Annotated in this window: 10 protein-coding genes and 1 tRNA gene; 3 read left to right on the forward strand and 8 right to left on the reverse strand. The window is 54.5% G+C overall.

The window, feature by feature from the left end; genetic code table 11:
* The first annotated feature begins 258 nt into the window (after positions 1-258).
* Positions 259-348, forward strand: a tRNA-Ser gene (locus AC2FC2_RS03445).
* A gap of 209 nt (positions 349-557) precedes the next feature.
* Here AC2FC2_RS03445 and AC2FC2_RS03450 read toward each other — a convergent pair.
* Positions 558-914: a helix-turn-helix domain-containing protein gene (locus AC2FC2_RS03450; RefSeq protein ID WP_037423795.1), complete on the reverse strand. Its 357-nt coding sequence runs from the start codon at positions 912-914 to the stop codon at positions 558-560.
* A 295-nt stretch (positions 915-1,209) separates the two neighbouring features.
* On the opposite strand from AC2FC2_RS03450, the gene AC2FC2_RS03455 reads away from it, so the two are divergent.
* The gene (locus AC2FC2_RS03455; RefSeq protein ID WP_490658733.1) at positions 1,210-2,391 is read left to right on the forward strand and encodes an efflux RND transporter periplasmic adaptor subunit; all 1,182 of its coding nucleotides are present in this window, start codon (positions 1,210-1,212) and stop codon (positions 2,389-2,391) included.
* Between the two features lie 23 nt (positions 2,392-2,414).
* A complete protein-coding gene (gene sdeB, locus AC2FC2_RS03460) occupies positions 2,415-5,561 on the forward strand; it encodes a multidrug efflux RND transporter permease subunit SdeB (protein ID WP_404759825.1) in 3,147 nt (1,048 codons plus the stop codon).
* An 84-nt stretch (positions 5,562-5,645) separates the two neighbouring features.
* Here sdeB and AC2FC2_RS03465 read toward each other — a convergent pair whose 3' ends face one another.
* The 7 genes from AC2FC2_RS03465 to lpoB form a co-directional block, all read right to left on the reverse strand.
* Positions 5,646-6,131: an RrF2 family transcriptional regulator gene (locus AC2FC2_RS03465; protein ID WP_265554925.1), complete on the reverse strand. Its 486-nt coding sequence runs from the start codon at positions 6,129-6,131 to the stop codon at positions 5,646-5,648.
* Between the two features lie 291 nt (positions 6,132-6,422).
* The gene (locus AC2FC2_RS03470; RefSeq protein ID WP_209632784.1) at positions 6,423-6,959 is read right to left on the reverse strand and encodes a glycine zipper 2TM domain-containing protein; all 537 of its coding nucleotides are present in this window, start codon (positions 6,957-6,959) and stop codon (positions 6,423-6,425) included.
* A 363-nt stretch (positions 6,960-7,322) separates the two neighbouring features.
* Positions 7,323-8,627 (reverse strand): NAD(P)/FAD-dependent oxidoreductase, encoded by a 1,305-nt coding sequence (locus AC2FC2_RS03475; protein WP_265554928.1) that lies wholly within the window; start codon positions 8,625-8,627, stop codon positions 7,323-7,325.
* Positions 8,628-8,959: 332 nt separating this feature from the next.
* A complete protein-coding gene (gene ycfP, locus AC2FC2_RS03480; RefSeq protein ID WP_265554929.1) occupies positions 8,960-9,502 on the reverse strand; it encodes an alpha/beta hydrolase YcfP in 543 nt (180 codons plus the stop codon).
* Positions 9,503-9,574: 72 nt separating this feature from the next.
* A complete protein-coding gene (gene nagZ, locus AC2FC2_RS03485; RefSeq protein WP_490658734.1) occupies positions 9,575-10,594 on the reverse strand; it encodes a beta-N-acetylhexosaminidase in 1,020 nt (339 codons plus the stop codon).
* A gap of 149 nt (positions 10,595-10,743) precedes the next feature.
* Entirely contained in the window at positions 10,744-11,619 is an 876-nt protein-coding gene (gene thiK, locus AC2FC2_RS03490) for a thiamine kinase (RefSeq protein WP_490658735.1), read from the reverse strand.
* Positions 11,600-12,184: a penicillin-binding protein activator LpoB gene (lpoB, locus tag AC2FC2_RS03495; RefSeq protein WP_037423820.1), complete on the reverse strand. Its 585-nt coding sequence runs from the start codon at positions 12,182-12,184 to the stop codon at positions 11,600-11,602. The genes thiK and lpoB overlap by 20 nt, the downstream gene beginning before the upstream one ends.
* Position 12,185: the final 1 nt, after the last annotated feature.

Here is a 12,185-nt window from a genome sequence, read left to right on the forward strand (position 1 = left end):
TGAGCGCAGCGAATCAAGCCCTCTCTCACCGTGCTAATCTAAAGAGAAAGCCTGAACGAAAGTTCAGGCTTTTTTGTTGTCTGCATTACAGGGAATTCTGACGGAGGATCCTCCGCCCATGCGGTTTGCCGCAGTTTTCAGCAAAGCGAACACAGGTTAAGCGGACGCACCGAATCGCAGAAATTCTGCTTGACCGGATCGCTCGCTCTCCCTATAGTACCGCCCCGTTGCAGCAGTGAGTACGCAACGACAAAATACGGTGAGGTGTCTGAGTGGCTGAAGGAGCACGCCTGGAAAGTGTGTATACGCGTAAGTGTATCGAGGGTTCGAACCCCTCCCTCACCGCCATATTTTAAAGAGAGAGCCTGGATTAACGTCCAGGCTTTTTTTTCGCATGTTATACGGACCGGGAGGGGCGAGAACCCTCGACCGGGTTCGACAAAACGCATGCGTTTTGGACCGCCAAAGGAGCGCAGTGAATTAAGCCCTCCCTCACCGCCATCTCTTAAAGAAAGAGCCTGGACGCAAGTTCAGGCTCTTTTTGCCTGCAATCCGCCTCAGTGCGTGCGGCTAGCCGCCATAGATGGCTGCATCACGGCACGGCGCCAGTCACCCGGTGTTTGCCCGTAGTGGCGTTTAAAACTGCGATTGAAAGATTGTTGCGAGTCGAAGCCGAGTGAAATCGCCACGCTGACGATCGGCTCCCCGCTGTTAGCCAGACGCTCTGCCGAGACCCTCAGCTTCTGCATACGGATATATTCCCCCAGCGCATAGCCGGTTTGGCGTTTGAACATTCGCTGCAAATGCCATTTGGAATACCCGGCGCGGCCCGCCACAGTATTGATATCCAGCTTCTCTTCCAGATTGTTATCAATCCACTCAATCAAATCCGTAATAAAACCCGTGCTGTTCATGCTGACGCTCCCATGACATTGGCAGGTAGATCCGCTGCCCGATATAGATACGTTGCAGCAGTTTCGCACTAAATGCAATTTTTATTATTGCATTTAACGAAGGGGCACTTCTATAATCCAGCCAATTAATGTACCCGATATTAATACATTAATGTGACAACAATGTGTTTCAAAACCTAACCGTTGTACCGAGGACGGGTGCAACTGCTCTGCCGCCGGTCTCAGGCCAGGACGTTACCCGGATAACAGGGCCGGGTGTGTGGCCTGATCGCACTTACTACTGGAAATAAAAATAATGCCAAGCCAGCCTGCTTCATCGCTCCATCCCCGTAGCCCCCAGCGCGGTTTCGGTTTCAGCGCACATCTATCAGCCGTTGCGCTGATGGCTGCACTGCTGGCCGGATGTGATAACAGCGTCGCTCACAATGCGGCTCCCCCACCACCGGCCGTCAGCACTGCAGACGTGGTAATAAAGCCCATCAGCCAGTGGGATGCTTTTAACGGCCGGATCGAGGCGGTGCAAAGTGTACAGCTGCGACCACGTGTCTCCGGCTACATCGACAAGGTCAATTACACCGAAGGCGATGAAGTGAAAAAAGGCCAGGTGCTATTCACCATTGACGATCGCACCTACCGCGCTGCACGTGAACAAGCCCAGGCCGAGCTTGTGCGAGCACGTAACCAAGCTGCGCTGGCACGCAGCGAATCCGGCCGCACCGAAAAACTGATTGGCAGCCAAGCGATTTCGACTGAAGTCTGGGAACAACGCAAAGCCTCCGCCGCTCAAGCACAAAGCAACGTATTAGCGGCACAGGCGCAGTTCGATATGGCACAGCTGAACCTCGACTTTACCCGAGTGATAGCGCCCATCGACGGCCGTGCCAGTCGCGCTATGATCACCGCAGGTAATCTGGTCACCGCAGGCGACAGTGCCAGCGTACTCACGACATTGGTGTCACTCGATAAGGTCTATGTCTATTTCGACGTGGATGAAGCGACGTTTCTGCGTTACCAGAATGATGGCCGACGCACGGAAAAACTGCCGGTGAAGGTCGGGTTGGTGGGCGAGGACGGCTATCCGCATCAAGGAACCGTTGATTTCACCGACAACCAGCTTAATGCCGGTACCGGCACCATCCGTATGCGCGCCCTGCTGGAAAACGCCGAACGCCGCTTTACCCCTGGGCTGTTTGCACGCGTACAGATGCCAGGCAGTGCCGAGTTCAACGCCATGCTGATTAACGACAAATCGGTGATGACCGACCAAGACCGCAAGTTTGTTTATATCGTCGATAAAGACGGTAAAGCACAGCGTCGCGATATTGAAATCGGTCGGGTCGCTGACGGACTGCGAATTGTGCAAAAGGGTCTGTCTGCAGGTGACCGGGTCATTGTCGACGGCATGCAAAAAGTGTTTATGCCGGGTATGCCGGTCGATGCAAAAACTGTGGCGATCAACGCCTCCGCGCTTAACTAAGCCCCAGCAGAGGATCCTGAGCCATGGACTTTTCCCGTTTTTTCATTGATAGACCGATTTTTGCGGCGGTGCTGTCGATCCTGATTTTTGTCGGCGGCGTTATCGCTATCCCTCTGCTGCCGATCAGTGAATACCCGGATGTCGTGCCCCCAAGCGTGCAGGTACGTGCCCAATACCCCGGCGCCAACCCGAAAGAGATCGCCGAAACCGTCGCCACCCCACTGGAAGAGGCGATCAACGGCGTCGAAAACATGATGTACATGAAGTCAGTGGCAGGGTCAGACGGCGTTCTGGTCACCACCGTGACTTTCCGCCCAGGAACCGATCCGGACCAGGCGCAGGTACAGGTACAAAACCGTGTGGCGCAGGCCGAAGCGCGCTTGCCGGAAGACGTGCGTCGCCAAGGGGTAACCACCCAGAAACAGTCACCGGCTCTGACGCTCGTGGTGCATCTGGTCTCCCCTTCCGGCAAATACGATTCGCTCTACCTGCGCAACTACGCCACGTTGAAGGTCAAGGATGAACTGGCCCGTTTACCGGGGATCGGGCAGGTGCAGATTTTCGGCGCGGGTGAATACGCCATGCGCATCTGGTTGGATCCAAACAAAGTCGCTTCACGCGGGCTGACAGCGTCTGACGTGGTCACCGCCATGCAAGAGCAAAACGTGCAGGTTTCCGCGGGTCAACTGGGTGCAGAACCTATGCCGACTCGCAGCGACTATTTGCTCTCGATCAATGCGCAAGGCCGCCTGCAGACCGAAGAAGAGTTCGGCAATATTATACTCAAGAACGGCGATAACGGCGAAGTGGTTCGTCTTCGCGACGTGGCGCGCATTGAGATGGGTTCAGGCAGCTACGCGCTACGTGCTCAGTTGAATAATAAAGACGCAGTCGGGATCGGCATCTTCCAGGCTCCGGGAGCTAATGCCATCGAATTGTCCAATGCGGTGCGAGCCAAAATGGCCGAACTGTCGACCCGTTTCCCTGAAGGGATGAGCTGGCAATCACCGTATGACCCCACCGTGTTCGTGCGTGATTCAATAAGCTCAGTGATAGATACCCTGCTCGAAGCGGTGTTGCTGGTGGTGCTGGTGGTGATTCTCTTCCTGCAAACCTGGCGAGCATCCATTATTCCACTGCTGGCGGTACCCATTTCTATCGTCGGTACCTTCGCCGCGCTTTATCTGTTGGGCTTCTCGCTCAACACCCTGAGCCTGTTCGGGCTGGTCCTGGCTATCGGCATCGTGGTCGATGACGCCATCGTGGTCGTGGAAAACGTCGAACGTAATATCGAAGAAGGCTTATCGCCGCTTGCAGCAGCGCATCAGGCAATGCGTGAAGTATCCGGCCCGATTATTGCGATTGCCGTCGTTCTGTGCGCCGTATTCGTGCCGATGGCATTCTTGTCTGGCGTCACCGGGCAGTTCTATAAACAGTTCGCTGTCACTATCGCCATTTCAACCGTGATCTCGGCGATCAACTCGCTGACCCTGTCGCCGGCTTTGGCAGCGCTGCTGCTGAAGCCGCACGGCGCGCCGAAAGACATGCCGTCGCGCCTGATTGATCGGCTGTTTGGTTGGCTGTTCCGTCCTTTTAACCGCTTCTTTGCCAATAGTTCACAGCGGTATCAACGTGGCGTTTCACGTGCGCTGGGCAAACGTGGCGCGGTATTTGTGGTGTATGTGCTGTTGTTGTGTGCTGCTGGGGTCATGTTTAAAACTGTGCCCGGCGGCTTTATTCCGACTCAGGATAAGCTTTATCTGATTGGCGGGGTGAAAATGCCGGAGGGAGCGTCACTGGAACGTACTGATGCCGTGATTCGCAAAATGAGCGCCATTGGTCTGAGTGTTGACGGAGTAACCGACGCGGTGTCATTCCCAGGGCTCAATGCGTTGCAGTTTACCAATACGCCTAACACCGGTACCGTATTCTTTGCATTGGAGTCATTAAGCACCCGAACGCGCAGTGCTGCGCAGATTAATGCCGAGATTAACGCCAAGATCTCGCAGATCCAGGAAGGGTTTGCGTTCTCCATTATGCCGCCGCCGATCCTCGGTATTGGTCAGGGTTCGGGTTACTCGCTGTATATTCAGGACCGTGCCGGTCTGGGGTATGGGGCTTTGCAAACCGCGGTTAACACGATGTCAGGCGCGATCATGCAAACACCGGGCATGGGGTTCCCGATCTCGTCTTATCAGGCCAACGTTCCACAGCTGGATGCGAAAATTGACCGTGATAAAGCCAAAGCCCAAGGGGTTCCACTCAACGCCTTGTTCAGCACATTGCAAACCTATCTCGGCTCGTCTTATATCAATGACTTCAACCGTTACGGCCGTACCTGGAAAGTTATGGCGCAGGCTGACGGTCAGTTCCGCGACAGCGTGGAAGACATTGCCAACCTCCGCACCCGTAACGACAAGGGTGAAATGGTGCCCATCGGCAGTATGGTCAGCATCAGCACCACTTACGGCCCTGATCCGGTGATCCGTTACAACGGCTTCCCGGCGGCAGATCTGATTGGTGACGCCGATCCGCGCGTGCTGTCTTCTTCACAGGCGATGAGTGAATTAACCGTGATGGCTAACAAACTCCTGCCGAACGGCATGAATATTCAGTGGACCGATCTGAGCTATCAGCAGTCTACTCAGGGTAATTCGGCGATTATTGTCTTCCCGGTGGCCGTGCTGTTGGCTTTCCTGGCGCTGGCGGCGCTGTATGAAAGCTGGACGTTGCCATTGGCGGTGATCCTGATCGTCCCCATGACCATGCTGTCGGCGCTGTTCGGCGTCTGGCTTACCGGCGGCGACAATAACGTTTTCGTCCAGGTGGGGTTAGTCGTATTGATGGGGCTGGCCTGTAAAAACGCCATTTTGATCGTCGAGTTCGCCCGCGAGCTGGAGCTGCAAGGCAAAAGCATTATGGAGGCGGCGCTGGAAGCCTGCCGCCTGCGACTGCGGCCGATCGTCATGACCTCCATCGCCTTTATCGCCGGGACTATCCCGCTGATCATGGGACACGGAGCCGGTGCTGAAGTCCGTGGCGTCACCGGTATCACGGTATTTTCCGGCATGCTGGGCGTCACGTTGTTCGGGCTGTTCCTGACCCCGGTGTTCTACGTTACGTTGCGCCGTATGGTGACGCGTAAAACGCGGCAACAAGCGGCAGGCTAATTCTCCAGCCGCTACCATAAAAAAAGCCCGGTTTAAAAAACCGGGCTTTTTTTGTCTTATTTTTTATACCGCGTATACCGCAGACTATTTTTCCGCTGTCTCTGCGTCTTTCAGGTCTTCTATTGCATAGGCCGCGCAGGCTCGCTTATCGCCCCGCTCCAGCTCGGCCAAGGCATCTGCCACCGTGTGGCGTGCCAGTACGTCCAGCGATGCCTCTTCCGCCTCGTTCACCACCGACTTGAAATACCAGCAGGCGTTGGCACTGACCAGGCAACGCGCCGGCCCTTCCGGTCGGGCGGCCCAGATGCGTTTATCATCGATAACTGACAGATAGATATCCCGCAGGGTGATCTGCTCCGCCGGGCGGCCCAAGTGAATCGAGCCGTTACGCCCCAGGGTCGAAACAATGATGCCATTTTTGGTCAAGGGCACCATCAGCTTGCGGATAAAGCTAGGGTTGGCTTCCAGACTGGCGGCAAGCACCGCGCTGGTCGCACGCACGCCCAGCTTCTCAGCCACGGCTACGCTAAGTACCATTTGCATTGCAGTCGGAAAGCGAAAATCTAACATGTTTTTATCTCTGTCTCCGGGAGACTAAATGCTTGGACTGGGTCAGTGTGAGATGACGCCACCACACCCACTCAACTGCACAATAATATAACAAACACTGTTGCACTATTGAAGGTATGCCCGGATAAATCGCACGGATACATTAGTGCTGAGAATAGCGTCGGCATTGGCCTGATGGCAAAACGGCGGGCAATAAATAGCAGAAACCCGCGTCAATATTAATGCCGCTCGCTTAACTGCGTTAAACGATCAGAACTAACACTGCCCGCGGGCTTAATTCGTAAACTGTGATCAGGCTTTATTCAGCACCAGCTGGCCGCTTTTATCCAGCGGAATCTGGGTGCCCGGATCGTGATCCATACGGATCTTGCCCTGCTGAGTACCGATCTTGTAGGTCACATCGTAACCCAGCATTTTCTGTGATTTGTCGTAGACCGTTTTGCAACGCTGTTGCGTACTGGTGGTGGTGTCGTTATTTTGCATCGCCCCCTGTACCTGATTACCGGCGTAGCCGCCGCCCAGCGCGCCGACGACCGTCGCAACATCACGTCCACGACCACCACCGAACTGATGACCAATTACGCCACCCGCTACCGCACCCAACACGGAACCGGCAAGGCGGTTTTCATCCTGCACTGGCGCACGGTGAGTCACGGTCACATTACGGCATTCCTGACGCGGAGTTTTGATGGTTTCTTTGATCGGCGTTGCTGCAATGACTTGCGCGTATTGCGGACCGGAAGAGAAAACATCAAGACTGGCTACCGCAGCAATACCCAGAGCCGCAGCGATACCAATACCCACACCAGCTAACATTGACTTGTTCACAGGAAATCCTCCTGAAAGTGTTACCACGCATTTGTACCGGGGACTTTACCGACATTGCACCGCGCTTATTATTTTGCGCATTGGCGGCACGTGGTATTCCGGTTTACGGCGTGCGCGACGCGCCGTCTGTAAACGAGATAAAGTCTGCACAATGTTCCAGACCCTCGCAATAAGACAATATGACCAAAAATGCCGGAAATCACGGTTACCCCCGGTGTTTAGGAGGATTCTTAAGAATTTTACCTATTGATGCAGGACATTGTTCTGAACAATCAGTCCATAACGGCCCTATTTCGCGGAAAGAGACCATAAAAAAGCCCACGCGGGCGAACCGGCGTGGGCGAGAGTCGATAACGAAAGCTGTTAGTGCATTTTCAAACGCGGGCGGATCACCCGGTTAATACCACCGACCAGCATCATCAGACCGGTTTTGATGTAGCCGTGCAAAGCGACCTGGTGCATACGGTACAGTGAGATGTAGACGAAACGCGCGATGCGGCCTTCCACCATCATTGAACCACGCATCAGGTTGCCCATCAGGCTGCCAACGGTACTGAAGCGGGACAGAGACACTAAGGATCCGTGGTCTTTGTACACGTACGGCTTCAGCGTCTGGCCATTCATCAGCGCCAGAATGTTGGTAAAGCAACGTGATGCCATCTGATGTGCCGATTGCGCACGTGGCGGGACGAAACCGCCGCCCTCTTTCGGACAGGAAGCACAGTCACCGATGGCGAAAATGTTCGGATCACGCGTGGTCTGCAGCGTTGGCTCTACCACCAGCTGGTTAATACGGTTGGTTTCCAACCCGGCGATGTCTTTCATAAAGTCTGGCGCCTTGATACCGGCAGCCCACACCATCAGATCGGCGTCGATGAATTCGCCACCTTTGGTGTTCAGACCCTTGGCGTCCGCGCTGGTGACCATGGTGTTGGTCAGTACGCGTACACCCAGCTTGTTCAATTCCTGATGCGCCGCAGCAGAAATACGTGGCGGCAATGCAGGCAGAATACGTTCCCCCGCCTCGACCAAGGTCACGTTAAGCGCGCTATTGTCCAGGCCTTCAAAACCATAGCTGTGCAATTGCTTCACCGCATTATGCAGTTCGGCTGACAGCTCAACACCGGTGGCGCCGCCACCGACAATAGCGATATTCACCCGCTCTTTTTGCCCCGGCTGCGCCGAGAACTTAAGGAACAGGTTAAGCATCTCGTTGTGGAAGCGTCGCGCCTGGTGAGGGTTATCCAGGAAGATACAGTGATCTTTTACGCCAGCCGTGCCGAAATCGTTCGAGGTACTGCCCAGCGCCATGACCAGGATGTCGTAAGACAACTCGCGTTCCGGCACCAGTTCACCGCCCTGTTCATCGCAGATTTGCGCCAGGTGGATCGTTTTCGTCTCACGGTTAATATTGGTCAGCGAACCCAGTTGGAAGCTGAAAGCATGATTACGTGCGTGCGCCAGGTAGCTCAGCGCATCGACGCCGTCATCAAGGGAACCGGTGGCGACTTCATGCAGTAAAGGTTTCCACAGATGGCTGTGGTTACGATCCACCAGCGTGATTTCTGCTTTGTGCTTACGACCGAGTTTATGGCCCAGGCTGGTCGCCAGTTCCAGACCACCGGCACCACCGCCCACAATGACGATTTTTTTCTTTGGCGTTGTCAAAATAACCCCCTAAATGTGAACCAATTGTTATCCAAGGGTAAATAAATAATATCCTTAGAATACATAGGGTTCGCTTAAAATAAACCTGCTATCTGAAGCCAGAATAGCATGTGAGGTTATTTGGTCATACCAAAATTGATGTACATCAAATTTTTTTGGTTAAAGGCTGGACGAAGGGGAATTTTGAGGATTGTGATTCAAATAGTTAGCGCTGAGTCACAGTTTTAAATTTTGTCGCCTATGGGGCAAAAACCGACATTTTGGCAAAGAGATGCCGCAATTTTTGCCGGTAAAAAGCAATCATTGCGGCATCTTCGGGCGTTATGAAACTGTTACGCCAGCGTCTTGAATGCTTTGATTCGTTGCAAATGTGGCGAGATATTTTTGAACTTGTGGGTCTGTTGTTCATCCCAGACAATTTCATAATACTTGTGCAGCAATTGAGCACTACGCTGGCTGTCGAGCACTTCGTCGTGGCGAGACAGCACTGCCAGGCAGCGATCGCGGTTTTTCTCCCGAAAATCGTCCACGCACTTGGTGGCAATATCGCGATACTCTTCCGGCCGGTCGATTTTGCCTTGCATATGCTCTTCAGGGTACAAATTGGGGTTGAAGATCACCTGGCGGATACCACACAGAAAGCCAATGCGCTCGGCCCAAAATCCGCCCAAACCGACACCGCAGATCAGCGGATGTTTGTCGCCTTCCTGTTGAACTGCCTTGTCCACTTCTTTCAATAGATGCTGCATGTCATGGCGTGGATGCAAGGTGCTGTAGCTAATAAAGCGTACGTCCGGATCGATAAACTGCAGCTGTAACACCTTTTCATGATTGCCGGGACTGGTGGAATCGAAACCATGCAAATAGATAATCATGTGGATCCTCGCAACAAGCTGAGGGCCGCGCCGCAGCCCTCATCATTTACGCCGTATTACGACGCCCTGGGTTCACCCCGCATTACGCTGTTTGTACTCCTCCCAGCGTTCGCTGAGCGCATTCAGCTCTTTATGCGCCAGCTGCCAGCGCGCAGAATCGCGCAGCTCCTGACGGGTGAACTGACCGCGATGATATAACCGCTTCACTCTCTCTGCTTTGACCGGGGACAGGTTATCCAGCACGCTAACCGCCCCTGCGCGGTTATTGCATACCAGGATCATGTCGCAGCCAGCATCTAATGCTGCCTGACCACGTTCGGCATAGCTGCCCATAATCGCCGCGCCTTCCATCGACAAATCATCCGAGAAGATAACACCGTCGAAGCCCAATTCCTGGCGCAAAATCTGTTTTAGCCAGTAAGGCGATCCGCTGGCTGGGCGCGGGTCTGCTTCAGTATAGATGACGTGCGCCGGCATCACGGCGTCCAACAGTTGACGGTTAATCAACTCCCGGAAGATCGACATATCATGTTCACGGATCTGTGCCAACGGGCGCGGATCGCGGGGGGTTTCCTTGTGCGAATCCGCACTCACCGCACCATGACCTGGGAAATGCTTACCGGTGGTTTTCATTCCGGCGCTGTGCATGCCCAAAATGAAACGTTCGGCCATCACCAGCGCCTGCTGCGGATCGCTGTGGAACGAACGTTCGCCAATCGCTGCACTGACATGGCCAATATCAAGCACCGGCGCAAAGCTGATATCGATATCCTGCGCGATCATTTCCGCCGCCATCAGCCAGCCGGCCTCCTGCGCCAACCGACCACCTTCATGGGCTGAGTTTAGTGCCGCGAACGACTGCGCCGCCGGTAACCGGGTGAAACCTTCGCGGAAACGCTGAACGCGCCCACCTTCCTGATCCACTGCCACCACCAGTCGATCGTGGGAAGCGTCACGGATTTGGCGTACCAATTCACGCAGCTGTTCGGCATCATGGAAATTACGGGTGAACAAGATCAGACCGCCCACCAGCGGATGTTTTAGGATCTCACGTTCTTCTGCATCCAGCTCATAGCTGGCGACATCTAACATTACTGGGCCCACGGCCACCTCACTTCATTATTCATTTATACCTATCATACTTGAACCTGCACCTTTGTTGGCTGCGCCTGTGCGCCCCCGTCGCCGAGTTATCTGTGCTCCTGGGGTGTTACAGACCGGCCGCCTCAACGCAACGCCAATTATTCTAGGTATAGAACATGGGATGTTAAACAAAAACGCCGGTGCAGCACGGTACCCCAGCGCAAAAATTCAGGATCGCCGGTCTGTTGCCAGCGCACTTCAAACCATAACAGCATCAGATAATCTACCCACGGCAGCCAGCGTTGCACCTGCGCGCTCAGCACCTGTAAATTGAGATAACCGATTTGCGCATAACGCTGTAAAAAACGCTGTTGGCTGGCTGACGACCAGGCGTTACCGCGGAACAGCGCAGCGATGTCCAGCGCGATGTCTCCATCAGCGGCATATTCCCAGTCAATCAATCGCAGGCCTGCGGCCTGTGTTATCAGATTGCCCGGATGAATATCCATATGCAACGGTGCCAATTTCAAGGGTGTCGGCGGGCAGCGATGAAGAAAGCGCTGATGCAGCCGCAACCAAGCGGGCGTTAAGCGTCGGCGATCCAACTGTTGCCAATAACGGGCAAACTGTCGCTGCAGATTCAGCGTGTAGCCACTGAGCGGCTGACGATGCAAATCTGCCATCAATTCCGCCAGGTTTCCACGCTCATTTAACTGACTGAAAGCGGCACTTGTGACAACGTCACCATCAAGCCATTGCAGGATAATCCACTGATTGTTTTGCACTAAAACCTGCGGACCGATCCCTCTTCCACTACGGCGAAGCATACGTGCCTCACGCCGGCGACTCACGCCAAGCGCACTTTTCTCTGCGCTTTGTTGACGCGCCAGAAGCTGTACACCTTCACCTTCAATGCGCCAACTTTCGCCCGTCAGCCCCTGCACTGGGCTAAAACGACAACCGGCGGTTTTCACCGCCGGCAGCTCGCTTTCAATCAGTTTCCGTAGTGCGGCTTCAGTGTGTGACTGCGCCATTACCTGACCAGACGATTTCACCGGTTTGTACCAACATCAGTTGCATGTCCAGAGTCGGAGACTTCACATCACCGCTGACGTCGCTATACAGGACATATTGCGCACTGACGATACGCGCCAGGCCAATGGCCTTGCTGCGTGAGCCCAGGCTATCATCCGCCGACAAGCCCAGCGTCTGTTTGGCGGTCGCCAACTGCGCTTCTGGCACGATGGAGAACGTTTGATTCGACGCCAACGCTTTATGCAAAGCAGATGTGGCTTTCGCGGTCTGTAATGCACCGTTGGTATTGTTCTTTACGCTGTCCAGCAGCAACACGCTACCTGGGTTGACACCGTCGGCTTTCAGCATCTGATTTACCAGCGGCTGCACACTGCTCAGCCAATCGAGCTGCTGAATTTTCGGCGGTTGAGGCACAGGTTCTGTGACGGGGGGTTGCGGCTCAACAACGGGCGGCGTCACCGGCTCAACCGTTACCGGCGGTTGAGGTTGTTCGGGTTCCGGCGGGCGCGACAGACAGCCGGTTAACATCAACGCGGCCAGTGCCACAAATAGATACTTTTTCATT

The sequence above is a fragment of the Serratia sp. CoH_122_TC_1 genome, assembly GCF_058191755.1.

Bases quoted from the DNA above. Each gene is read 5' to 3' on its own strand.
- AC2FC2_RS03450 (WP_037423795.1), bottom strand. From the start codon at position 914: ATGAACAGCACGGGTTTTATTACGGATTTGATTGAGTGGATTGATAAC.
- AC2FC2_RS03455 (WP_490658733.1), top strand. From the start codon at position 1,210: ATGCCAAGCCAGCCTGCTTCATCGCTCCATCCCCGTAGCCCCCAGCGC.
- sdeB (WP_404759825.1), top strand. From the start codon at position 2,415: ATGGACTTTTCCCGTTTTTTCATTGATAGACCGATTTTTGCGGCGGTG.
- AC2FC2_RS03465 (WP_265554925.1), bottom strand. From the start codon at position 6,131: ATGTTAGATTTTCGCTTTCCGACTGCAATGCAAATGGTACTTAGCGTA.
- ycfP (WP_265554929.1), bottom strand. From the start codon at position 9,502: ATGATTATCTATTTGCATGGTTTCGATTCCACCAGTCCCGGCAATCAT.
- nagZ (WP_490658734.1), bottom strand. From the start codon at position 10,594: ATGTTAGATGTCGCCAGCTATGAGCTGGATGCAGAAGAACGTGAGATC.
- thiK (WP_490658735.1), bottom strand. From the start codon at position 11,619: ATGGCGCAGTCACACACTGAAGCCGCACTACGGAAACTGATTGAAAGC.
- lpoB (WP_037423820.1), bottom strand. From the start codon at position 12,184: ATGAAAAAGTATCTATTTGTGGCACTGGCCGCGTTGATGTTAACCGGC.